Here is a 22,378-nt window from a genome sequence, read left to right as displayed (position 1 = left end):
GGGGGGAGGCAGGGCTCCTGACCGTACGTCCGCGCGTCCACCGGACTGCCGCTCAGGCGTCGAAGGAGGTCGCGCGGGTCTGCTTCTCCCAGGCCTCGATGTCGCCGCGGACCTGGTCGAGGTGGCCGAGCACGGCCTCCACCCCGTCCTCGCCGAGCGGCAGCCGCAGCGGGGTGACCTCGGCGTCGAGCGCGGCGAGGATGAGCGCGGCGGCCTTCGCCGGGTCGCCGGGCTGGACGCCGTCGCTGGCCGCGCTGTTGGTGCGGGTCGCGCCCACGGTGGGCGCGTAGTCGCCGATCGCCGGGCTCGCGGTGAGGTTCGCCATGAGCGAGGTGCGGAAGGCGCCGGGCTCGACGACGAGCGTCTTGATGCCCAGCGGGTTGACCTCGGCGGCCAGCGCCTCCGTCATACCCTCCAGGGCGAACTTCGTGCCGCTGTAGGCGGAGAAGCCCGCGAAGGACATCTGCCCGCCCATGCTGCTCATCTGGACGATCGCGCCCGAGCGCCGCTCGCGCATCGACGGCAGCACCGCCCGCACCAGCGCGGCCGGGCCGAAGACGTGCACCTCGAACAGCTCGCGCAACTCGGCGTCGCCAGTTTCCTCGAAGGCGCCGACGTGCCCGCGGCCCGCGTTGTTGACCAGCACGTCGATCCTGCCGTGCCGGGCGAGGACGTCCGCGACCGCCGTGTCGACCGCCGCGAGGTCCGTGACGTCCAGCGCGAGCGGCTCCACCTGGTCGGGGTGGGCCGCGACCAGGTCCTCCAGGGTGCCGACCCGCCGCGCGGCCGCCACCACGACGTCGCCCGCCGCCACCGCGGCCTCGGTGATCGCCCGGCCGAAGCCGCTGTTCGCACCCGTGACCAGCCACACCTTGTTCATCGCCGACTCCCTGCCGTGTCCGTTGCGGAGGTCGTGTCCCCCGCTGCGTCCAAGACTGCGGGCGGCGCCCCTTGCCCGTCCAAGACCCCTCGTGATAGCCGATGGTTATGGACGTTCACGGACGGGACCTGCGGTATTTCGCCGCGGTCGCCGACGAGTTGCACTTCACCCGCGCCGCCGAGCGGCTGTTCGTCTCGCAGCCCGCGCTGAGCAAGCAGATACGGGCGCTGGAGCGGCAGTTGGGCGCACAGCTCTTCGTCCGCGACCGGCAGGGCGTCGCCCTCACCCCGGTCGGTGCGGCCCTGCTGCCGTACGCGCGGGGGATGTTGGAGCAGTGGGACGCCGCGCGGGCCGCCGTGGACGAGGCCAAGGCCGCGCAGCGGGCAACGCTCGTGGTCGGCATGAGCACCAGCCCCGGGCGCGGCGGCCTGCTGCCCGCGGTCCGCTCGCGCTTCACCGCCGCCCACCCCGAGGCGGAACTGCGGCTGCGCCAGGTCGGCTGGCAGGACCCCACCGCCGGGCTCGCCGACGGCAGCAGCGACGTGGCGTACGTGTGGCTGCCGCTGCCCGACCAGCACCGCTACGACACCCTGGTGGTCGCCGAGGAACCGCGGCTGGTCGCCTTCCCCGACACCCACCGCCTCGCGGCCGGCACCGGCCCTGTCGCCTTCGCGGACCTGCTGGACGAGCCCTTCCTCGCCATCCCGCAGGCCGCGGGCCCGCTGCGCGACTACTGGCTCGCCGCGGACGAGCGGGACGGCCGGAGCGTGCGGATCGGCGCGGAGGTCGCCAGCACCGAGGAGACCTACGAGGCGCTGGTCGCGGGCCTCGGCTTGGTCCTGGTCGCGGCGGGCAACGCCCCGCTGATCACCCTCGGCGGCGTCACCACCCGCCCCGTCCACGGCCTGTCCCCCAGCCGCTTCGCCCTGGCCTGGCCCCGCACGTCCACGGCTCCCCTGACCCGCGCCTACGCGGCGGCATGCCGGGCGGCGGGCCCGGCGTAGGGCGGCGGGCCGGGTCCGTCACCGTCCGCGCCGCCCTCGCCCGCGTTCCCCGGGCACGGTGAGGGTGCGCGGCGCGGGCGGGGCGGCGGGGTCCCGGGTCAGGGGCGGGCGGTGGCCGCGGAGAGGGTGACGACGCGGTCGAAGCGGGTGTCGAGGTCGTCGTCGCCGTGGTGGACGACGAGCAGGCCGCGGCCGTTCGTGCGGGCCTCGATCGCGGTGAGGACGAGGTCGCGGCCGTCCCGGTCGAGGTTGGCGAAGGGCTCGTCGACGAGGTAGACGTCGGCGTCCTCGCCGAGCAGCGTGGCCACACCGGTGCGCTGCCGCTGGCCGGACGACAGGTCGGTGGGCAGCTGGTCGGCGAGCGCGGTGAGCTGCAGGGCCGCGCGCAGCTCCGGGTCCGGGACCAGCTCGCGCACCGGCAGCGGCGGGAGGTTGACGGGCGCGGTGAGGCTCGCGACGCGCGGGGGCAGGGTGACCACGCCGGAGTCGGGGGCGAGGGTGCCGGAGATGATGTGCAGCAAGGTGGTCTTGCCGCAGCCGTTGGGGCCGCGCAGCAGCACGTGTTCTCCGGGCCGCAGCTCGAAGTCCTCGATCGCGACGGTCGTGCCCTCGCTCTCGCTCCCGCCCCCGTCCTCCTCGCCCTTGCCAGGCCCGTAGCGGACGCGGGCGCCGTGCACGAGGACCATGGGGCCCTCGTCGTGGTAGGGCGCGGGGGCGGACGAGCGCAGGGCGTCGATGCGTTTGAGGACGGCGGTGTTGCGCCGGACCTGCGGGATCATGTTGATGAGGTCGAAGATGCCGGTGACCGCGCGCCACAGGGAGTTGACGAAGGCGAGGAAGCTGCCGAAGGTCATCCGCCCGGCGAAGACGAAGTACGCGCCGACGACCATCGAGGCGGTGTCGGACAGGTTCATCACCAGGTCGCTGAGCGTGTTCTGCTTCTGGGTGAGGCGGTAGTTGACGAAGGTGATGTCCAGGTAGCCGTCCAGCGCGCGGCGGTTGGCGGTGCGGGTGCCGGGGCGCAGGGTGCGCATGCCGCGCAGCGCGTGGAAGGCCTCCAGGGTGCGGGTGAGGGTGTTGATGTAGCGGGCCTCGCCCTCCCGCTCCGGGTCGGTGTTGTCCTCGATGCGCTTGGCGATGCGGTTGCTGACCAGCACCAGCGGCGGCACGATCACCAGCAGGATGAGGCTGGCCTGCCACGACAGGTAGAGCAGCACCCCGATGAACACCAGGGAGGCGAGGGCCTGTTTGGCGATCCGCACGCACACGTCGATCGCGGGCAGCACACCGTCCTTGACGTCGCTGTGCACACGGCTGACGTACGAGGCGTTGCCGGCCTCGGACAGCCGCCGCCCGTCCTGGTCGAGGGTGCGGTCCAGCAGTTCCATCTCCAGCTGGAGCACGAAGGTGTTCTCGCAGCGTTTGCGCCAGCGGGAGATCCAGTAGCCGCCGATGTTCAGCGTCAGGCCCAGCAGCAGGTAGAACAGGCCGAGCGTGATGAACTTCGCGAAGTGCCCGGCGAGGATGGCCTGGTCGAAGAGCGCCTTGAGCAGCAGCGGGTGCACGAGCGCCTCGACGCCGCTGACCAGGGCCTCCAGGGCGAGGATCGTCGCGAAGCGGGCACGGTGACCGACCAGCGTGCGCCACAGCTCGGTCACGGTGCCACCTCGCCCGCCGTCTGCCGCGGGGCCTGCGCCGTGTCCTGCCGGGGCTCCAGTTCGTCGAGCAGGAAGTCGACGCCGCCGCCGTGGGTGAAGCGGTGCAGGACGCGCAGCACCCCGGCGGCGCCCGTCAGGTAGTCGCACGAGCTGCGCAGCAGCCCCTCGCCGGCGACCGCGAGCAGCGGCGCCCCCTCCTCGCGGGGCAGCCCGAACTTCTCGGCGGGTTCGAAGACGAAGATTTGCCGGACGAAGTCGATCTGCCGCAAGGCGAGTTGGCGGTAGGCAGGGTCGCCGGTGCGTTCGGCGGCGTCCAGCATCGCGTCGGCGACACCGGTCAGGCCGAACGCGTAGCCGGGCAGCACGGACTGGCAGGCGTCGATGGCGCGGGCGATCTCGCGGGCGTCGTCGGTCCAGCCGTAGCGCAGCAGCACCTGGAGCACACCCGCCGAGCCGACCTCGACGTACGGCTCCATCGTGCCCTCGTGGCGGAACATCACGAGCCCGTCCTCCAGGGGCTCGGTGTGCGCCATCTCCCAGGCCAGCGCACGCCGCCCGAGGTCGGCGTACTGCGGATCGCCGGTGGCCTGGGTCATGCGCAGCAGGAAGAGGGCGACGCCGGCCTGTCCGAAGCCGAGGCCGGTGAAGGGCTTGTCCGGGGAGAAGTCGTTGAGCCAGTAGGCGTGTTCGCCCTCGTGGTGGGCGAGGTCGGTGAGCCGCCGGGCGCACGCGAGGGCGGCCTCCAGGTCGCGGGCGTCCCCGTGGGCGAGGTGGAAGGCCAGGTTGGTCATGCCGAGCCCGGCGAGGCCGTAGTAGAAGGTGTGGTCGTCGACCGCGAGGCCGCGCTCGTTGGCGGTCGCGAGCAGCCGTCGGGCGGGGGCGTGCAGGCCGAGTTCGTCGGCGGCCCAGGCGATACCGGCCAGGCCGTTCATGAGGCCGTCGGCGTATTCGGTGATGTCGATCGCGGCGATCTGCCGCTCCAGCCACTGCGTCCACTCCGGGCGGACGGGGATCCCGGAGGCCTTCAGCGCGCGCAGCACGCCGCTCGCGCCGACGCCGAGGCTGAGCGGGTTGGTGATGTGGGCGAACGGGTCGACGGGGAAGAGCGTGTCGCGCTCCTGGTCGGCGACGGCGGTGACGAAGGCCGCGACGCCCGCCTCGGTCGCGGCGAGGCCGAGCGTGCTCTCGTCCAGCACCGGCGGCGGCGCGTCCACCACGGAGGCGATCAACTCGTCCTCGCCGTCCAGGAATTCCAGCACCTCGTCGAGCGTGACCCGCCCGTCGGCGATGCCCATGAGCAGCTCGTGGATGCTCGCGGGCCAGCCCAGCCGCTCGGTGAAGAGCCGGTAGAGGCCGAGCACGTCCTCGCGCAGGAAGGACATCGCGGCGATCGGGAAGATGAAGTACGCCATGGTCGTCGCGAGCCCGTAGAGGTCGTCGGCGTACTGCGAGGCGTTGAAGCGCCGCCGCGAGTGGCTGAATCCGGGCGTGAACAGCTCGACGGGTTCGGCGAGATGGGCCTCCGCCTCGGCGGCCTCGGCCAGTCGGCAGGACTCCATGTCGATCACGGTGACGGTGAAGGTGTCGGTGTCGACGAGCAGGTTCGCGGCGCTGAGGTCGCCCAGGATCACCTGCCGGCTGTGCGCGTCGCGCACCGCCCGGGTGAGCCCGCGGAAGACCGACAGGTAGATGCCGAGGAACTCCCTGGACCGCTCGGTCGAACGGCCGGGCCGGGCCAGCGGGTTGCGCTCCAGCAGCACCGAGCGGATGTCCTTGCCCTCGATGAACTCCTCGGCGATGAAGTGGTGTTCCCAGTGCCGGAAGGTGGTGATCGGGGTCGGGAAGGAGTCCAGGTCGCCGAGCCGGGTGAGGAAGGTCCACTCGCGGGCGCTGATGTCGAGGGCGTCGTGCCCGCGCCGCGGGTTGATGTTGGTGTGCGGGCGGGCCTCCTTGACGACCACGATCCGGTCGTCGCGCGCGGTGTCCTGGGCCTTGTAGACGCCGCCGGTGTTGGAGAACTGGATGGCCTCGGTGACCCGGAAGCGCCCGCCGAGCAGGCCGTCGTCCTCCTCGTCGGCGCCGTAGTCGCCCGCCTTCCAGTCGGTGAACGGCCAGGGCTGCCAGGGCGGTTGGGCGTAGCCGATCTGCCGCTCGTCGGGCACGGGACCGTCCGGGCCGATGATGTGCGGGACCGGCCGCCCCATCACGTCCACGGAGTGCGTGGACAGGAACTGGCCGTAGCGGAAGTAGAGCGCCCTGCTGTCCTTGTAGCGCATGTCGGAGAGGATGTACGCGCCCTCCACGCCCTCCAGCAGCTCCGCGAGATCGGCCAGGCAGCCGCGGAAGACGTCCTCGTCGGCCGGGTAGACGGTGATGAGCTTGCCCGCGCTGCCGCGCGACATCGCCTTGGAGTTGAGCATCTCGAAGATGTTCATGTCCAGGGCGACCTTGAAGTCGATCCCGCGCCCGGCGAGATAGCCGATCACGTCCGCCGCCACCCGGCGCACCGACCGCAGGCTCGCCGACACGTGGATCTTCCAGCCCTGCGCCGGCAGCTGCTCGTCGTGGCGGTACATCCACCAGATGCCGCTGCGCCGGAATCCGGCCCGCACCTCGGGGTCGACCGACGCGATGAAGTTGTCCTCGCGGGGCTCGTAGTAGACGTCGAGCGGGTCGAAGAACAGCGTGTCGTTCCAGGCGAAGAGGAAGCGGTTGACCCATCGTTCGTCGCGCATGTCTGCCTCTTGGTGTGGTCGTCCGGGCGGCCGCGGCGCGGCGGGGTCCGGGTGCGGGCGCGGGTCGGGTGCGGCGGGTACGCGCGGGGTGCGTGTACGGGCGCGGGCGCGCGGATGCCGTGCGGGGGCGGCGCGCCCCCGCACGGCGCGACCGTCAGGCGGTCGGCGGCTTCTGCTGCTTCTTGCAGCAGTCGCTGCTGGAGCTGGTGCTGCTGATGACCGCGACCGCGCTCTCGGTGGCGATCGGCGTCATCGTCTGCAGGTTGAGGATGCTCATCTGGTCAACTCCTTCCGCGGATCGTGTGCGGGGCTGTCCGGTGCCTGAAGCGGCAGGTCAGCTGACGACGGGCTTGGTCGACTTGCAGCAGTCGCTGCTGGAGCTGGTCGTGCTGAGGATCGCGACCGCGCTCTCGGTGGCGATGGGCGCCATCGTCTGGAGCTTGAGGATGCTCATGGAGTCGTCCTTTCCGTACGAGGGATGGGTGGCGGGGTGGCCGGGCGGGTGGGGTCACCCGCCCGGCGGTGACACGCGCCGTGCGTACGACCGGGGTTCAGGAGTCGTCGTCCGGCGGGTCGGTGCAGCAGTTCAGCCAGCTGCTCGTGTGGCTGACGACCGGCAGCAGGCTCTCCTGCCCGACCGGCCGCAGCTCCTGGAGCTTGAGAATGCTCATGGGGCCGCCTTCCGGTACCGACCGGAGAACCGTCAGAGGGACGGCTTCTTCGGGGCGGTGGTGCAGCAGCCGCTGCCGGAGCTGGTGGTGCTGAGGATCGCGACCGCGCTCTCGACGGCGACGGGCTCGAGCTTCTGCAGGTTGAGGATGCTCATGGCGTTGTCTCCTTCTGGTTTCCCGTGATTCCCGGTGTCTCCCGAGCGGCCCCACCACCGCGGACACACACCCCGGCCGGCGGCCGGGCGGGACTGCTCAGCGGTTCTGGTTCTTGCAGCAGTTGCTGCCGCTGCTGGTGGTGCTGAGGATGGCGACCGCGTTGTTGGCCACGGTCGGCTCCAGGCTCTGCAGCCGGAGGACGCTCATCCGTGTCACCTCCCCGGTGTGGGGTCGGGAGCGCGGGGCGCGCTCGGGATGGTGGGACGCGCATGTGCCGAACGGCGGATCCAGCCAACCGCGCCCGTGAACACCCGCACATCCGTAGCCGGCCCCCATAATTCGCTTGCACGATCCCCCAGTTCGGGGGTCGGGCGGGGCGGCCGAAAGGGCGCGCGGAGCACCCGGCGTGGTTGACGCTCCCGGCACGATGCGTCATGGTGGTGCGCGAGCTGAGGCGGATGACGACCCCCGCGTCATTCACCTCAGCTCATGAACTGCGCGGGCCGGCAGCCGCCACGGCCCCGCCCGGATACGCCACGTACGACCGGCCCGGCTGCGTGTGACCGGTCCGGCCGCACCACCCGCCCCCGGGCGGCGCGCACCGCCCCGCGCCGCCGTACGGCCGCGCCGGCGGGGGACGCGCCTGCTCCGCCCGTACTGCCCGTACCGCCTGTCCTGCCAGCCTGCCGGCCGTGCAGTCCTGCCCGCCGCCCCGAGCGCACGCCCGCCGCGCGGACGCACTGCCCGCCGCGCCAGCCGCGTCCCGGGAGAGCCGATGAACACGCCGTACGCCAGCAGCAGCCACCGCGTCATGGGTCGCCCGTGAGGCCGTTACCGCCGCACACCGCGGCGCTGCGGTCCGCCGAACTCGTCGGCCGGCAAGCGGAGATGGAGCGCGTCGCCGCCGTCCTCGCGGCCGCGCGGGCCGGACAGGGCGGCGCCCTCGCCGTGACGGGCGAACCGGGCGCCGGGAAGACCCGGCTCGCCGCCGAGGCCCTCGCCGCCGCGACCGCCGCGGGCCTGGCCACCGCCCGCGGCGGCGTCAGCACGGTCTCCCCCGCGGTCCCCTACCGCCCGCTGATCGAGGCGCTGCTCTCCCTGACCCGCACCACCCCCCTCCCCGGCCCGGCCGCCCTGGGCCCGTACGCCGGGGTGCTGGCCGCGCTGCTGCCGTCCCTCGGGGTGCCCGTCCGCCCACCGGGGGAACCCGGCCCGCAGTGGGACCCGGTCCCGGGCGCGGGACCGCGCGGGGTCCCCGGCGCGGTCCCGGGCGCGGTGCCGAGGGTCCGCCCGGACGGGGGGAACGGGCCGGACGCGGCCGACCCGCCGGGGACGGCCTCCGACGCCGCCGGACCGGTCGAACTCGACGGTCCCGGCGGGCCGTTGCTCGTCGGGGAAGCCCTCTTACGGGTGCTCGCCGAGGCCGGGCGGCGGCGCGGATGCCTGGTCGTCCTGGACGACCTGCACGACGCCGACCTGCGCACCCTCGCCGTCGTCGAATACCTCCTCGACAACCTCGCGGACCAGCCCGTCGCCGTCCTCCTCACCACCGGACTGCTCGCCGGGCCCGCCGCCGACCTGGCCGCGCGCGCCTGCCAGCGCGGCACCGCCGTCGGCATCGACCTCGCGCCGCTGCGCACCCCGGACGTACGGCAACTGGTCGCCGCGGAGTCGGGCGTCGCGCCCGCGGAGGTGGAGGCCGCGCTGCTCGACCGGGTACTGGCTGCGGGCTCCGGCAACCCCTTCCTCATCCGGGAGCTGACCCGCGAGGCCGTCGCCCCCGCCGCCCGTGGCCGATGCACCGGCGCGGTACCGCCCGCCGTCGCCCGCAGCGTGGCCCGCCGGATCGACCGGCTGCCCGCCGGAGGCCGCGAAGTCCTGGGCCTGGCCGCGCTGTTCGGCCGCCGCTTCCCACTGCCGGTCCTGCGCCGCACCGCCGACCGGCGCGGCCACGACGTCGCCGCCGTGCTACGCGCGGCGACCTCCTCCTACCTGCTGGAACCCGATCCGGAGCAACCGGACTGGTACACCTTCCGGCACCCCCTCGCCGCCCGCGCCGTACGCGACGCGCTCGCCCCCGCCGAACGCACCGGCTGCGCCCGGCAGGCCGCCGCCGTCCTCGCCGAACTGCATCCGGGTCTGCCCGGCGAATGGTGCGCCCGCGCGGCCGAGTTGTGCGCCTACGCCGGGGACACCACCGAGGCCGTACGGCTGTCCTGCGAGGCCGGCCGCCGGGCCCTCGCCGAGGGCACGGTGGAACGGGCCGTCACCCTGCTCGCCGCCGCACACCGCCCCACGAGCGCCGGCACACCCACCTCCTTACGGGCCACCGTCCTCGAACTGCTCCTCTACGCCGCCGGATGCGCCGCCCGCTTCGACCTGCTGCCCGAACTCACCGCCGGAATCACCGCGCTGGACGGCCAGGTCCCACCCGGACGGCGGGCCGCCCTCTACGCCGCCCTCGCCGAACTGGCCGCCCTCGCCGGGCACCCCGCCGAAGCCCTGCACCAACTCGATCTCGCCCGGCGGCTGCTGGGCGAAAACCCCGCCGCCCGCGACGCCGCCGCCGTCGAAGCCGCCGCCGCCCGCGTCGAACCCCACCGCCTGGCACCCGACCGGCTGCGCACCGCCGAACACGCCGCCCGCCGCGCCCTGGAAGCCGCCCGCACCGCCGGGGTGCCCGAGGCCGAATGCCGCGCCCTCGTCCAGCTCGGCCGGCTCACCGCCCACGCGGGCGACCCCGCCGCCACCGGACACCTGCTCACCGCGTGCGCGCTGGCCCGCCAGCACCGGCTCCCCGCCGAACGCGTCACCGCCGAACTCGCCCTCGCCCTCGACGCCGCCCGCCACCACGGCGACTGGGCCGCCGTCGAGACCGCACGCCGCGAAGCCCTGCACGTCGGCGTCCTGCCCCCCGCGTACGAGGCCGGATTCGCCCTCGCCCTCGACGAGATCCGGCGCGGCGACCTCACCGCCGCGGACGACCGCATCACCGCCGCGCTCCCCGCCGCCACCCGCGACCGCCTCGGCCGCGCCCTCCCCCTGCTGCACCTCGCCGACGCCGTCCGGCACGCCCACCAGGGCCACCGCGCCGCCATGACCGAAGCGCTCGACCGCCTCGCCCCCCTCATGGCCGAGGCCCCCGGCGTCCGCGCCATGTCCTACGGCCTCGCCCGCGCGCACTGCTCCCTGCTCGAAGAAGAACGCGACACCGCCGAACGCGAACTGGCCCAGGCCATCGCGTACGACGCCGAGAACCCCGCCGCCGTCGACATCGGCCGCCACGGCCTCGTCCTCCTCCTCGGCGCCCTCGCCGGACGCGTCGGCCTCCAGCACTGCACCCAGCCCGACACCACCGGCGACCGCTGGCACCGCCCCTTCGCCGGCCTCGCCCACGCCGTCCTCCTCGGCCGCGAAGGCCGCACCACCGAAGCCGACGCCGCCGCCCGCGCCGCCCTCGACGCCGCCACCCCCTACCCGCCCGCCCGCCACCTCGCCCTCCGCCTCGTCGCCCCCGCCGCCCACCACGACGGCTGGGGCGACCCCGTCACCTGGCTCCGCGACGCCGAGGAACACTTCCACGCCACCGGCATCCCCGCCGTCGCCGCCGCCTGCCGCGGACTGCTGCGCGGCATGGGCGCGCAGGTGCGGCAGCGGCGCACCGGCATCGAAGGCGTCCCCGCGGCCCTGCGCCGCCACGGGGTGACGGTGCGCGAATTCGAGGTCGCCCGCCTGCTCGCCGCGCGCATCGGCAACAAGGACATCGCGGGGCGGCTGCACATCTCGCCGCGCACCGTCGAAAAACACGTCGCGAGCATCCTCCGCAAAACCGGCCACCCCGACCGCGCGGCCTTCGCCTCCGCGGCGGAATTCCCCCTCTGACCCGCCCCTCTCCCGGCCGGGGCCCACGCCCCGGGTTGCCTGTTGCGGTGGTGTTCGCGATCGTCCCACCGTCGTGGCTTGTCGCTCCGTTCTCCCCCAGAGCTTCGCCTGGGAGGTACCCCCACGCGCCCCTGAAAAACGGGTGCTCTCGCCCCGTACTGATCACCCCCCACCGGCAGGCAGCGCTGAACCGGCCTGGAGGGGGACGGTGCGGGGTGCCCCCGCAGGAATGCGCTTCCCAGTCCCTCACCAACTCGGGAAGAGGGCGAAGGCGCATTCCGAGGAGGTGCCCCGTGGCGGCACCCGACCCACCCACCGGAGGGAAAGCGCGATGCCCCGCCGGGCAACAGCCAGGGGCGCGTGGGGGTACCCCCAGGCGAAGCCCTGGGGGAGAACGGCGCGAGCAACCCCCACCCACCGCAAGGTCCCGCGGACAGGGCCACCCCCACCCCGGAGGGACCACCTCACCCCGGGGAAGCCACGAACGCGTGAGTGACCTCCAGGAGCCATGCCGTCTCCGCGTCCAGCGTGCCCGCCACCGGCCAGGTGGGGAGGGACGCGTCCGCACCGGGCCGCCGCCCCGCCCGGCGGTTCGCCAGCGCCGCGGCGATCGCGGCCGCCTCCCGCGCGGCGGCCCGCGCGGGCCCCCCGTCCTCGGCCCCGTACGCCACCGCGTTCTCGTCCCTCTCGAAGTACGGCCGCAACGCAAGGTGCCCGTCCCGGATCTCGATCACCCGGCGGTAGAGCGCGAACGTCGCCCGCCGCACAGGCGGCCTGCGCCGCCGCCCGGCAACGCCGGAAGAGGAGGCGGCAGCGGCGGACGGGCCCGAGCCCGCCAGAGCGATCTCCGGAAGCTCCGCACACAGCGCGGCCCAGAGCGGTTCCAGCGCACGGTAGGAGCGCTGCGCCCGCCACCACCGCAGCGGCCCCCCGAGCAGGACGGGCCAGCGGGTGGCGGAGGCACCCCCCGCGGCGAGGACGGCGACGGCGACCGAGAGCGACGTGGAGGGCAGGTCCTCCCCGACGCCCTGGTGCCCGGTGCGCAGCACCTGCGTGATGTCGTGCGCGGACCAGCCGGTCCAGACGATGCCCATCGCGGCGGAGAGGGCCATGAGGAGCAGCCCGGTGCGCAGCACCCCGTTGGCCTCGCGCCGGATGTGCCCGGTGAGCGCGCCGACGAGCATCGCGAGGCACCCGATGCCGTACACGGCGAACAGCAGCTCGTATCCAGCGAAGAGCAGCCTGCGGCCGTCCCCGACGGTCACCGCGTCCGGGCTGACGGTCACGAACGACGCGGCGAACATCCACGCGGAGGCGGTCTGGACGACGACGCCCGCGGCGATGTGCCGGTAGACGGGCCCGCGGTCCTCCGTGGAGTTGCGCAGCGTGAGCGCGATGAGGGCGATGCAGGTGAACGCGCCCATCTTGAGCCCGTGCACGAGCGCGACAACGGGTGCGCGCGCCGCGAGCAGCCGTCCCAGCACGTCGATGCTGCTGGGGGCGTTGAGGACGAGGGAGCTGCCGACGCACAGCGAGAAGGCGTAGATGTAGCGCTGGGTCGCGTCCCCGCCGGCCGCGGAGAAGCGGTAGACGGCGAAGACCAGGAAGACGGCGGCGGCGGCGTACGCGGTGATGTCGGTGACGGCGGTCATCTGCCGCCGTCCCGCGGCGGGTTGCCGGTGCCCGGCGACGCGTCACCGGCGCCCCGGGGCGCGCCACCGACGCCGGGTGCGGGCGGATCCCCGGGCCGTTCGCGGCGGTCGAAGAGCGCCTCCAGGCTGCGGGCCCGCGCGGCGAAGGGCGGCGGGGACCAGTGCGAGACCCGGGAGAGGATGAGCGAGGCGACGATCTCGGCCTCGCGTTCCTGCGGTTCGGTGTAGATCGTGCGGCCGAGGACGCGTTCGACGAGTGCGGGTGACAGGCCCGGCATGAGGGTGCGGGCGGCGGCGTCCAGGGTGGCGCCCGCGCTGTCGTCCTGGTGGCCGCACAGCAGGTGGGCGGCCTCGTGCAGCAGGATGTGCTGCTGGTGCAGCGGCGAGGTGTCGGCGGCGTAGAGGATGTAGTCGGCGTCCGCGGTGGTGAGCAGCAGCCCGCAGGGGAGGTTGGGGCGGCCGGTGACGGGGACGAGGGCGATGGGGCGTCCCCGGCAGTCGGCGAGGGTGTCGACGAAGTCCGCGATGTCGAACGGATCGGGCAGGCTCAGGGCCGCCACGAGGCGCCGGCACCGCTGCCATAAGCTCCGCTGGCTCCGGTCACGCGCCACCTGGAGGCACCCCACTTCCCGATTCTCCCCGTTGTCCCCGGGCCGTCCCGGGCGGGTCAGCCCGGAGTGCTCGGCGGATCGCTCCCCTGCTCCCGACGGGCGAGTACGTCGATAATGTCACTGATCGTACCCACCGCTTCGGGCGAGAGGTTGACCGCCCGCAGCGCGATGTTGCGCACACCGGCGTCCCGCAGGGCTGTCAGCAGCTCCAACTCCTTGGTGATGGCTGCACCTTGGGCGTCGTCGAAAAAATAGGCAACCGGAACCTGGAAGAACTGCGCCAGGACCTCCAGATGACGCTTGGTCGGGTTGTCCCGGCGTCCGGTGCGCAGCTGCCACAGGTAGGTGGCCGAGAAGCTCTCGCCGGTGGCCTCGCGGCAGGCCTTGGCGACCTCCTCGTGGCTGTACTGCTCGCGGTTGGGGCGGCGGACGGCGCGGAAGAGGGCGTCGATCTTCGCGGCGAGGGTCCGCGGAGGTGTCCGCGGAGGTGTCTGCGGAGGTGTCTGCGACTGCGGCTCGGGTACCGCCGGGTCCGATTCGGCCATGTCGCACCTTTCGTCGACACCAGGTTGCGCCTTGCGCCCCGCGACAGCCAGATGTGCGCACGCCACATGTGCCCCGCCCCGCGGCGCGGGTCATACTAGCCGCCGCCCCCCGCCGGACCTGGTGGCGGAATGGTGAAGACGCCGCTCCCGGCGCCTCCGGCCGCACCCGTCACGGGCCTGCCGGCGTGCCCCGGGCGCCGCTCCGGCCTCAGGCCCACACCCCGGCGCGGGCGGCGGTCGCGGCGGCGCGGGCGGCGTGCGCGGCGTCGCTGTCCGTGGGCGCGCGACCGGAGTTGAGCAGGGCGTAGTAGAGCGGCGCGGACACCGCGGCGACGACGGCGTGCGGGTCGGTGCCGTCCGGCACCTCGCCGCGCCCGGCGGCGTCGCGCACGCACCCGGCCCATTCCTCGATGCGCACGGCGTAGAAGCGGTGCAGCGCGTCGGCGGCCTGCTCGTTGCAGAGCGAGGCGGCGATGAGGGCGCGGAAGAGGGGGCCCTGGCGCGGGTCGGCGAGCGTGCTGACGACGAGCCGGGCGTTGGCGAGCAGGTCGCCGTCCAGGGTGCCGGTGTCGCTGCGCGGCGAGGACTGCTCGGCCATGTCGCCGAGCAGGTCGGCGGCGAGGGCGCCGGGGGTACCCCAGCGCCGGTAGACGGTCGTCTTGCCGACCTCGGCGCGGCGGGCGACCTCGCCGAGGTCGAGCGCCTCGAAGCCGCCCGCGGCGAGGACGTCCCCCGCGGCGCGCAGCACAGCGGTACGGACCCGGGCGGTACGGCCGCCGGGCCGCAGCGTGCCGGGCGCGGCGGGGTCAGCGGGATCGACGGGGTCGGGGCCCTGCGCCGTCCCGGGTGACGCGCCCGGGTCCGCGGCGGGGGTGCCGGTGTCGGTGGTGCCGGACATGGAGCCCTCCTTCGTACGGTGTGCGGCCGCCCACCTGCCGGTCAGGGCGACTACCTCCAGCGTATCGGAACTGGAGTTCCCTTACGGGCCGCCCGGTGCTACCGTCTGAGACGTAACGGAACGACAGACCCGTTAAGCGCCTCCGGGCGGTACACCGGCGTACCCCCGCACGCCCCGGCCCGCGTTCACCCCGCCCCGCGAAGGGACTCCCCGCGATGTCCGCTCCCTCCACCCCCGCCACCCCGGCCACCCCCTCCCCACGGGCCGTGGAGCCCTCCGGCCCGCCGCCCGACCGCCTCACCCGGCGGCTCAAGCTCGTCCTCGCGGTGCTGCTGACCGCGCAGTTCACGCTCGCCGTCGACTTCTCGATCCTCAACGTCGCGCTGCCCGACATCGGCGAGGGCCTCGGCTTCGCGCTGCCGGACCTCCAGTGGATCGCGACCGCGTTCGCGCTCGCCGCCGCCGGTTTCACCCTCTTCTTCGGGCGCATCGGCGACCTCGTGGGCCGCAAGCGGATCTTCGTCGGCTCCGTCGCGCTGCTGGGCCTCGCCTCGCTGGCCGGCGGGCTCGCGACCTCGCCCGCGGTGCTGCTGGCGGCGCGCGTCGCGCAGGGCCTGGCGACGGCCGCCGCGACCCCGGCGGGCCTGGCGCTGCTGACCACGTCCTTCCCCGAGGGCCCGCTGCGGCGCAAGGCGCTGGGCGTCAACGGGGCGCTGATGTCGGCCGGTTTCACCGCGGGCGCGATCCTCGGCGGGGTCCTGACCGACCTGCTCTCGTGGCGCTGGGCCTTCTTCGTCAACGTGCCCGTCGCGCTCGCGGTCGTCGCGGTCGCCCCGGCCGTGATCAGCGAGTCCCGCCCGGCCGTACGCCCCCGGCTCGACCTTCCCGGCGCCCTGACGGTCACGGGCGCGCTGCTCTCCCTCGTCTACGCCCTGACCCACGCGGGCGCGCACGGCTGGACGTCGGCCCCCGCGCTCGTCGCCTTCGCCCTGGGCGCGCTGCTGCTGGTGGCGTTCGTGCTGGTGGAGCGGCGGGTCGCGGAGCCGCTGGTGCCGCTGGCGGTGCTGCGGCTGCGGTCGGTGGCGTGGGGCAACGTGATCGGCCTGCTGGCCTTCGTCACCGAGACGTCGCTGGTCTACCTGCTGACCCTCTACCTGCAGAAGACCCTGGGCTTCTCCCCGCTCGCCGCGGGCGCGTCCTTCGGCGTGCTGGGCCTCGGCACCGTCGTCGGCGGGCTGCTCGCCCCGCGGGTCGTCGCGGCGACCTCGACGGTGACCGCCGTGACCGTGGGCGCCCTCGTCCAGGCCGTCTTCACCGCGTCCCTGCTGCTGCTCGGCGGTACGACGGGCCCGGCGCTGGCCCTGCTCCTCCCGGCGACCTTCTTCGGCGGCGTCGGCAACATGCTGGTCATCGTCGCCTTCATGCTCACCGCCACCTCCGGCCTCCCCGACTCCGCCCAGGGCCTGGCGACGGGCCTGGCGTCGATGAGCCAGCAGGTCGGCATCACCCTCGGCACCCCGCTGATGTCCACCGTCGTCACCGCCACCACCCCCGCCGTGGCCGGCCCCGCCGCCCTCCACCACGGGGTGACGGTGGCCGTCGCGGCCAACACCGCCCTCGTCCTGCTGACGGCGGCGATCCCCGTCCTCTTCCTCCGCTCCCGGCGCGGCGGGACGCGCTGACCGCCCGGTGCCCGGTGCGGGCCCGCCCCCCGTGGCGGGCCCGCACCGGCGTGTCAGGTCGCGGCGAGCAGGTCGCCCGCCGCGGCGCGCAGCGCGGTGTACGCCTGCGCCAGGACGTCCGGGGAGGTCGTCACCCACGGGACGTCGTCGGGCGTGTGGAACTGCCGGAAGTTCCCCGCGACGGACAGCAGCGGTACGGCAGGGCCCAGGGCCGCGTTCCACACCGCGCCCTCGCCGGGGAACTTGGCGGCCTGGTTGAAGCGGGCAGCGGCCAGGTCGGCGGCGAGGCCGGGCACCGCGTCGAAGGCCGGGTTGCTCGCGGCGCCGCGGGGCGCCAGCGCGAAGCGCCCGTCGGGGCCCTTCGCCGCCGCCGCGAGCGCCGAACCCAGGTGGAAGACGGCGCGCGGCGCGAGGTCGAACTCCTGGGCCAGGTAGGCGCGGGCACCGTAGTTGTTCAGCTCGTGGCCGGTGTTGCCGAGGAAGAACACCGGGTGCTCGCGGGAGAGTTCGGCGGCCAGGGCCAGTGCGAGCGCGACTCCCGTCCCGCGTTCGGCGGCGCAGGTGAACCAGCCCGTCAGCGGGGTGGTGACGACTATCGGGTCCTTGACCGGGCGGCGGGTGCCGAACCAGCCCGTCAGGCAGTACGTCCGGGCGCGCACGGTCCGCGCCGAGAAGTCGACGTCGGCGCCGTACCGCGCGACGCGGTCGGCCGTGTCGCCGGGGACGAGCAGCGTGGGGATGCCGGTCTTCGGCGCCTCGGGGTCGCTGTTGTAGCCGACCAGCCCGTCGTAGGGCGCGTAGGTGGCGGTGGTGCTCGTGGTCGGCAGCACCGCGACCGTGGCCCCGCCCCGCGCGGCCTCGGCGAGCGCGGCGAGCACCGCCGGGTCGCTGCCGTCCTTGCTCGTCGTCACCGGCCGTACGAAGTCGGCGCGGCCGCGCACCCGGCCGGTGCCCTCGTAGTACAGCGGCAGCGCCGGCACCCGCTCGCGCCCGACGCGGACCTCGGCCTTCCACGTGTAGTGCGGGTAGCTGTACTCCCACCGCCCGGTGACGGCCCCGAGGGCCCGCAGCCGCCGCTCCAGCCACACCAGTGCGGCCGACTGGTCCGGTGTCCCGGTCCGGTGCACCCAGCGGCTGTACCCCTCGACCACCGAGTACAGCGAGCCCCCGAGCCCGCCGCCCTGCGCCCGCGCCGGTGCGGTCCCGAGCACGGTCGCCCCGGCGACGGCGGCGCCGCCGACGAGCACCGCCCTCCGTGTCGTACGCCCGCCGTGCTCCGCCTTGTCCGAGGTCATGTCCACCGCTCCGTGAGGGGTCGTCCGAACGCCCCGGCCCGCCGACGGACCATCGGAGGCCGCCGGAAATCGCAGGCCAGGGCCCTGCGATCGTCTCTCCCGGCACCGACGCGGACAACGTTGCAGCGGCAGATTTCATGTACGGGCAACAATCGCGCCGGGGGAGGCCGGGCCGGAACCGCGCCCGGCGCCCGTCACGTCCCCTCGGGGGACGGCGGAGGGAGGCCCCCGCATGGGCGGGTCGTACGGACGACGGTGGCCGGCGCGCTGCTCGCCCTCGTACTCCTCGCCCTCGCCCGGCCCGTGGCGCAGGCGGCCCCGAGCGCGCCCCCGGCCGAGCAGGTGCGCGCCAACCGCGTGGTGCTGACCGTCCGGCGCGACGGCCCGCTCCACGTCCACGAGGCCATCACGTACGACTTCGGCACGGCCCGCGACCGGCACGGCCTCGTCCGCGACATCCCGTACCGCACCGGGCGCCGCACATACGGTCTGGAGCACCTCACGGCGAGCAGCCCGGACGCCCCGGCCCGCACCGAACTCACCCGGGACGGCGGCACCTGGACGGTCCGCGTCGGCACGGCGGGCAGCACCGTCACCGGCGTCCACACCTACCTGCTCGACTACGACGTCCGGTACGCGCTCACCCGGCGCGTCCGGCGCTTCGTCCCGCCGCCACTGGAGCGGACCCGGGGCGGATCCGTCGTCCCGCGCCGTGCCGCCGACCCCTGCCGTACCTCCCCTTCGTCCTGCTGCACCTGACACCGGGCAGTCTCGAACAGGCCGTCACCGGCCGGACGGGCGAGCTGGACTGGTACGACGACCGGGGCGACGCCGAGGGCGCGGCCGCCCGGTTCGCGCTGCAGCCCTGGCTGTTCACCCCGCCGGGGCAGCGCCCGTGGCGCGCGGCCGACGGCCGCTGGACCGTCCCGGGCGCCCGGCGCGGCTCCTCCTCCCGCGGCTCCCGCGGCTCGCGCGGGAGCCGCGGGAGCCGGGGCGGCACGTCGGGCGACCGCTTCGGCTCGTACGCGGACACCGGCTCGTCCGGCTCCTCAGGTTCCGCCGATTCCCCGGACGCGTCGGGCGGCGGCTTCGGCGGAGGGGGCGGCGACAGCTGGTAGACCGGCGTGGGGCGGGCCTCCGGCCCCCGCCCGCGGCTACGGCCGGCCGCCCGACGCGGCGTCGCAGTCGGCCAGGTGGGCGCGGATGGAGGCGGGGGTGGTCTCGCCGTCGGTCCGGTCGACGCCGATGCGGGTCAGGATGTCCAGCGCGCGCCGCCAGTGGGTGCGGGCCTGGTCGTGCTCGTGCAGGGCCCGGTGGGCGTGGGCGAGGCCGTCGTGGGCGCGGGCCTGGTCCTCGGGGTGGTCCAGTTCGGTGGCGAGCGCGAGCGCCCGCTCGTGGTGGGCGCGGGCGACGTCCGGGTGGCCGGTGGCGTGCTGGAGCCGCCCCAGGCCCTGCCACGCCTCGAACTGCCAGTTGCGGGCGCCGCTTTCGTGGGCGATGTCGTACACCCTCTGGTAGAGGTCGGCGGCCTGCCCGTACCAGCCCTGCTTGCAGCGGATGTGCCCGAGACCGGCCAGCGAGATGAGTTCGTGGCTGATGTGCCCGGTGGTGCGGGCGAGTTCGAGGGCGTGCTCGTAGCGGTCGGCGGCCTCGTCGTACCGGCCCCGCGCGAGATCGACGTGGCCGAGGCCGACCAGTGCGTTCAGCTCGCCGCCGATGTGTGCGGTGGAGCGGGCCAGCCGCAGGGCCTGCTCGTAGCAGTCGGTGGACCGGTCGTACCGGCCCAGCAGCCGTCGGATGTGGCCGAGCCCGGCCAGCGCGTCCAGTTCGGCGGTGCGGTTGCCGGTGTCGCGGGCGAGTCCCAGGGCCTGCTCGTAGTGGTCCGTGGCCCGGTCGTAACGGCCCTTCGCAAGGTGGACGAGACCGAGGCCGACCAGCGCGTTCGGCTCGCTGCTCCGGTCGCCGGTGGCGCGGGCCAGCCGCAGGGCCTGCTGGTGGCGTTCGGTGGAACGGTCGTAGCGGCCCAGCTTCCAGTGGATCTGGCCGAGGCCCGCGAGGGCGCCCAGTTCGGCCGCGCGGTGGCCGGTGGCGCGGGCGGTGGCCAACGCCTGCTCGTGGAGCGTCTCGGCGTCGTGGAACCGGTCGCGGGTGTAAAGGTGCTGGGACACGATGGTGGCCAGGTGCAGCAGGTATTCCGGCCGGTCGTGCTCGACCGCGTACCGCGCGGCGGCCAGCAGGATGTGCCATTCGTCGTCCAGCCAGCGCAGCGCCGCCGCCTGGTCGGGCAGGACGGGGCAGGGGGTGCGCGCCGCGGGGACCTGCGGACGCCGTCCGCGCTCGTACGGATGGGCGGCGTCCATCGCCACCGCCGCGGTGTGCCGGTAGTAGTCGAGCAGCCTGTCCAGCGCCGCGCGCGCGTCGGCCGCGGTCTCGTCCTCGGTCGCGGTGCGGACCGCGTGCGCGCGGGTCAGGTCGTGGAAGCGGTAGCGGCCCGGGACGGGCTCCTGGAGCAGATGCGCCTCCAGCAGTTGCTCCAGCATCCGGCCGGTCTCCCGCACACCGGCGTCCAGCAGCGCGGCCGCCGCGTACCGGTCGACGTCCGGGCCGAGGTGCAGGCCCAGCCGCCGGTAGGTGCGCCGCAGGTCCGTGCTGAGGTCCTGGTAGGACAGGTCGAGGGTGGCGGTGACGCTCCGCTGCCCGGCCGTCAGCTCGCCGAGCCGGTGCCGCCGGTCGCGCAGCCGCGCCACCAGGTGCTCGAGGTCCCACGTGGGGTGCGACCGCAGGCGGGCGGCGGCGATCCAGATCGCCAGCGGCAGGCGGCCGCACAGCTCGGCCAACTCGTCCACCAGATCGGGTCGTTGGCCGGTCAGCCGGTGCTCACCGGCGGCCTGGCGCAGCAGCGCGACGGCGTCGGAGGGCGGCAGCACGTCCAGCGACAGGGTCTGCGCGTGGTCGAGACCGGACAGCCGGCGACGGCTGGTGATCAGCACCAGGCAGCCGGACGCCCCGGGCAGCAGCGGTGTCACCTGGGCCTCGGTGGCTGCGTTGTCCAGCACCACCAGCACGCGCTGGTCGGCCAGCAGGCTGCGGTAGAGCCCGGCCCGCTGGTCGGCACCGGCCGGGATCCGCTCGCCCGCAACCCCGAGCGAGCGCAGCATCCGGCCCAGCGCCTCCCCCGGCTCGACCGGCGCCACCCCGTCGGTGTAGCCGTGCAGGTCGATGAACAACTGCCCGTCCGGATACCGGTGGGCCATCCGGTGCGCCGCCTGCACGGCCAGTGCGGTCTTGCCCACGCCCGCCATTCCGTCGATCGCGGTGATGACCACCGCGGACGCGTCGTGCAGATTCCCCAGGTCGGCCAGCTCCCCCATCCGGCCCGTCAACAGCCCGGGCGGCGCGGGAAGTTGCCGGGGAGCGGGATACGGTGACGGGCCCGGCGGCTCCGGCTCCGGCGCCGCGCGGCCGTCGGCCGGGGGGGCGCCGACGGCGGTGATCTCCTGCCGCAGCACCTTCCCGTGCGCCGCCGCCAGTTCCGCGCCGGGATCGATGCCGAGGTCGTCGGCCAGCCGCCGCCGGATGCTGTCGTACGCCGCCAGCGCGTCGGCCTGCAGGCCCGCACCGGCCAGCGCCGTGATCAGCCGGGCGTGCAGCGGCTCGTGCAGCGGATGGGCCGCGGCCAGCGCCCGCAGCCGGGGCAGCGCCCGCCCGTACCCGCCCGACCGCGCCGCGAGATCGGCGTACCGCAGCGCGGCCGCCACCTGCTCGTCCGCCAGCGCGACGGCCAGCGGGTGCGCGCACATCTCCGGCACATCGGCCAGCGGAACGCCCCGCCACAGCCCCAGCGCCCGTTCCAGCAGCACCAGCGCGTCCCCCGCGTCGGCCCGCCGCGCCGCACCGATCAGCCCGCGGAACTCGGCCACGTCCAGTTGCTGCTCGGACAGCGCCACCTGGTAGCCCCCGGGCGCCAGCCGCACCACGACGCCGGTCGACCGTTCCGACCCGGGCGGGTCGAGGGCCGCGCGCAACCGCGACACATAGGTCTGGAGGAGCTGGTGGCTGTCGGCGGGCGGGTCGTCACCCCACAGCAGATCGACGAGTTCGTGCACCGGCACCGTGGCGTTGGCGCTCAACGCCAGCCGGGCCAGGACCAGACGACGCCCGCCCCGTCCCAGCGCGACCTCCGCCGGTCCGCGCCACAGCGCCAGCGGCCCGAGCAGGCCGACCCGCACCCCGCCCCGCTGCCCGGCGGCCGCCGCGTCCTCCCGCGCCGGCTCCTCCGGCACGGCCGCACGGCGCAGAGCGGCCGCCTCCGGCCCGTCGAGCCCGAGCGCCGCGGCCAACGCCCGCACCGAGGGCGGCTGGGGCTGCCGGGTACGGCCCTGCTCCAGGTCCCGCACCGTGGTCACGCCGAGCCCGGCCCGCTCGGCCAGCTCCCGCTGACTGAGCCCGGCCCGCCGCCGGTACCCGCGCACCTGCACACCGAACGACACCACCGGCTCGTCCGCCATCTCCCCTCCCCCCTCCCCCGCGCCTTCCTCGCCGTCGGGCGACGGACCAGGGTACCGGCCCCCTACCGGCAGCGACCCGTCAGCCGAGGGACAGCGGCACGCCGCAGACTTGCGGTGATCACCACGGGAACCATCCCCGGCGGGCCCCCGACGACAACGGGCCCCACACACCCCCGCGCACGGGCCGAAGCCCCAAATGCC

18 protein-coding genes are annotated in these 22,378 nt (G+C 74.9%); 4 read left to right on the top strand and 14 right to left on the bottom strand.

The annotated features are described in order from the left end of the window. Positions 1-52: 52 nt before the first annotated feature. On the bottom strand, positions 53-880 hold the full coding sequence (locus ACH4PY_RS17345) for an oxidoreductase (protein WP_398182596.1): 828 nt from the start codon (positions 878-880) through the stop codon (positions 53-55). A gap of 101 nt (positions 881-981) precedes the next feature. On the opposite strand from ACH4PY_RS17345, the gene ACH4PY_RS17340 reads away from it, so the two are divergent. Further along, positions 982-1,884 carry a LysR substrate-binding domain-containing protein gene (locus ACH4PY_RS17340; RefSeq protein ID WP_398182593.1) on the top strand — a complete coding sequence of 301 codons (903 nt, stop codon included), beginning with the start codon at positions 982-984 and terminating at the stop codon, positions 1,882-1,884. A gap of 98 nt (positions 1,885-1,982) precedes the next feature. Here ACH4PY_RS17340 and ACH4PY_RS17335 read toward each other — a convergent pair whose 3' ends face one another. The 7 genes from ACH4PY_RS17335 to ACH4PY_RS17305 form a co-directional block, all read right to left on the bottom strand. Next, positions 1,983-3,542 carry an ATP-binding cassette domain-containing protein gene (locus ACH4PY_RS17335; protein ID WP_398182590.1) on the bottom strand — a complete coding sequence of 520 codons (1,560 nt, stop codon included), beginning with the start codon at positions 3,540-3,542 and terminating at the stop codon, positions 1,983-1,985. Beyond that, complete coding sequence (gene lanKC / locus ACH4PY_RS17330; protein ID WP_398182587.1) at positions 3,539-6,277, bottom strand: class III lanthionine synthetase LanKC; 2,739 nt, start codon at positions 6,275-6,277, stop codon at positions 3,539-3,541. Before lanKC ends, ACH4PY_RS17335 begins: the two co-directional genes overlap by 4 nt. A gap of 154 nt (positions 6,278-6,431) precedes the next feature. Then, positions 6,432-6,554: a class III lanthipeptide gene (locus tag ACH4PY_RS17325; RefSeq protein WP_398182584.1), complete on the bottom strand. Its 123-nt coding sequence runs from the start codon at positions 6,552-6,554 to the stop codon at positions 6,432-6,434. A 57-nt stretch (positions 6,555-6,611) separates the two neighbouring features. Beyond that, positions 6,612-6,731, bottom strand: coding sequence for a class III lanthipeptide (locus ACH4PY_RS17320; protein WP_398182581.1), 120 nt, complete (start codon positions 6,729-6,731; stop codon positions 6,612-6,614). A 97-nt stretch (positions 6,732-6,828) separates the two neighbouring features. Next, positions 6,829-6,948: a class III lanthipeptide gene (locus ACH4PY_RS17315; protein WP_398182578.1), complete on the bottom strand. Its 120-nt coding sequence runs from the start codon at positions 6,946-6,948 to the stop codon at positions 6,829-6,831. A gap of 32 nt (positions 6,949-6,980) precedes the next feature. After that, the gene (locus ACH4PY_RS17310) at positions 6,981-7,103 is read right to left on the bottom strand and encodes a class III lanthipeptide (RefSeq protein WP_398182575.1); all 123 of its coding nucleotides are present in this window, start codon (positions 7,101-7,103) and stop codon (positions 6,981-6,983) included. Positions 7,104-7,200: 97 nt separating this feature from the next. Continuing rightward, positions 7,201-7,311, bottom strand: coding sequence for a class III lanthipeptide (locus ACH4PY_RS17305; RefSeq protein ID WP_398182572.1), 111 nt, complete (start codon positions 7,309-7,311; stop codon positions 7,201-7,203). A gap of 615 nt (positions 7,312-7,926) precedes the next feature. On the opposite strand from ACH4PY_RS17305, the gene ACH4PY_RS17300 reads away from it, so the two are divergent. After that, on the top strand, positions 7,927-10,986 hold the full coding sequence (locus ACH4PY_RS17300; RefSeq protein WP_398182569.1) for an AAA family ATPase: 3,060 nt from the start codon (positions 7,927-7,929) through the stop codon (positions 10,984-10,986). Positions 10,987-11,450: 464 nt separating this feature from the next. Here the strand turns inward: ACH4PY_RS17300 and ACH4PY_RS17295 are convergent, their stop codons facing one another. The 4 genes from ACH4PY_RS17295 to ACH4PY_RS17280 form a co-directional block, all read right to left on the bottom strand. Further along, positions 11,451-12,638: an MAB_1171c family putative transporter gene (locus tag ACH4PY_RS17295; RefSeq protein ID WP_398182564.1), complete on the bottom strand. Its 1,188-nt coding sequence runs from the start codon at positions 12,636-12,638 to the stop codon at positions 11,451-11,453. Next, on the bottom strand, positions 12,635-13,198 hold the full coding sequence (locus ACH4PY_RS17290) for a ParH-like protein (protein ID WP_398182561.1): 564 nt from the start codon (positions 13,196-13,198) through the stop codon (positions 12,635-12,637). Before ACH4PY_RS17290 ends, ACH4PY_RS17295 begins: the two co-directional genes overlap by 4 nt. A gap of 107 nt (positions 13,199-13,305) precedes the next feature. Further along, a complete protein-coding gene (locus tag ACH4PY_RS17285) occupies positions 13,306-13,794 on the bottom strand; it encodes an XRE family transcriptional regulator (protein WP_398182559.1) in 489 nt (162 codons plus the stop codon). Between the two features lie 208 nt (positions 13,795-14,002). Further along, positions 14,003-14,692, bottom strand: coding sequence for a TetR/AcrR family transcriptional regulator (locus ACH4PY_RS17280; RefSeq protein ID WP_398182556.1), 690 nt, complete (start codon positions 14,690-14,692; stop codon positions 14,003-14,005). A gap of 215 nt (positions 14,693-14,907) precedes the next feature. On the opposite strand from ACH4PY_RS17280, the gene ACH4PY_RS17275 reads away from it, so the two are divergent. Next, the gene (locus tag ACH4PY_RS17275; protein ID WP_398182553.1) at positions 14,908-16,374 is read left to right on the top strand and encodes an MFS transporter; all 1,467 of its coding nucleotides are present in this window, start codon (positions 14,908-14,910) and stop codon (positions 16,372-16,374) included. A 53-nt stretch (positions 16,375-16,427) separates the two neighbouring features. Here the strand turns inward: ACH4PY_RS17275 and ACH4PY_RS17270 are convergent, their stop codons facing one another. Beyond that, the gene (locus ACH4PY_RS17270) at positions 16,428-17,669 is read right to left on the bottom strand and encodes a hypothetical protein (protein ID WP_398182550.1); all 1,242 of its coding nucleotides are present in this window, start codon (positions 17,667-17,669) and stop codon (positions 16,428-16,430) included. A gap of 255 nt (positions 17,670-17,924) precedes the next feature. Between ACH4PY_RS17270 and ACH4PY_RS17265 the strand changes: the two genes are divergently transcribed. Continuing rightward, on the top strand, positions 17,925-18,428 hold the full coding sequence (locus ACH4PY_RS17265; RefSeq protein ID WP_398182547.1) for a DUF2207 domain-containing protein: 504 nt from the start codon (positions 17,925-17,927) through the stop codon (positions 18,426-18,428). A 395-nt stretch (positions 18,429-18,823) separates the two neighbouring features. Here ACH4PY_RS17265 and ACH4PY_RS17260 read toward each other — a convergent pair whose 3' ends face one another. Continuing rightward, positions 18,824-22,177, bottom strand: a complete 3,354-nt coding sequence (locus ACH4PY_RS17260; RefSeq protein WP_398182544.1) for a tetratricopeptide repeat protein — start codon at positions 22,175-22,177, stop codon at positions 18,824-18,826. Positions 22,178-22,378 lie beyond the last annotated feature (201 nt).

It is taken from the genome of Streptomyces sp. NPDC021224, assembly GCF_044332905.1.
Classification (GTDB): Bacteria; Actinomycetota; Actinomycetes; order Streptomycetales; family Streptomycetaceae; genus Actinacidiphila.
The sequence above is the reverse complement of the archived record's forward strand: the minus strand, read 5'-3'. Positions and strand labels throughout refer to the sequence as shown.

Bases quoted from the DNA above. Each gene is read 5' to 3' on its own strand.
- ACH4PY_RS17320 (WP_398182581.1), bottom strand. From the start codon at position 6,731: ATGAGCATCCTCAAGCTCCAGACGATGGCGCCCATCGCCACCGAGAGC.
- ACH4PY_RS17260 (WP_398182544.1), bottom strand. From the start codon at position 22,177: ATGGCGGACGAGCCGGTGGTGTCGTTCGGTGTGCAGGTGCGCGGGTAC.
- lanKC (WP_398182587.1), bottom strand. From the start codon at position 6,277: ATGCGCGACGAACGATGGGTCAACCGCTTCCTCTTCGCCTGGAACGAC.
- ACH4PY_RS17310 (WP_398182575.1), bottom strand. From the start codon at position 7,103: ATGAGCATCCTCAACCTGCAGAAGCTCGAGCCCGTCGCCGTCGAGAGC.
- ACH4PY_RS17285 (WP_398182559.1), bottom strand. From the start codon at position 13,794: ATGGCCGAATCGGACCCGGCGGTACCCGAGCCGCAGTCGCAGACACCT.
- ACH4PY_RS17315 (WP_398182578.1), bottom strand. From the start codon at position 6,948: ATGAGCATTCTCAAGCTCCAGGAGCTGCGGCCGGTCGGGCAGGAGAGC.
- ACH4PY_RS17295 (WP_398182564.1), bottom strand. From the start codon at position 12,638: ATGACCGCCGTCACCGACATCACCGCGTACGCCGCCGCCGCCGTCTTC.
- ACH4PY_RS17270 (WP_398182550.1), bottom strand. From the start codon at position 17,669: ATGACCTCGGACAAGGCGGAGCACGGCGGGCGTACGACACGGAGGGCG.
- ACH4PY_RS17325 (WP_398182584.1), bottom strand. From the start codon at position 6,554: ATGAGCATCCTCAACCTGCAGACGATGACGCCGATCGCCACCGAGAGC.
- ACH4PY_RS17275 (WP_398182553.1), top strand. From the start codon at position 14,908: ATGTCCGCTCCCTCCACCCCCGCCACCCCGGCCACCCCCTCCCCACGG.
- ACH4PY_RS17305 (WP_398182572.1), bottom strand. From the start codon at position 7,311: ATGAGCGTCCTCCGGCTGCAGAGCCTGGAGCCGACCGTGGCCAACAAC.
- ACH4PY_RS17345 (WP_398182596.1), bottom strand. From the start codon at position 880: ATGAACAAGGTGTGGCTGGTCACGGGTGCGAACAGCGGCTTCGGCCGG.
- ACH4PY_RS17280 (WP_398182556.1), bottom strand. From the start codon at position 14,692: ATGTCCGGCACCACCGACACCGGCACCCCCGCCGCGGACCCGGGCGCG.
- ACH4PY_RS17340 (WP_398182593.1), top strand. From the start codon at position 982: ATGGTTATGGACGTTCACGGACGGGACCTGCGGTATTTCGCCGCGGTC.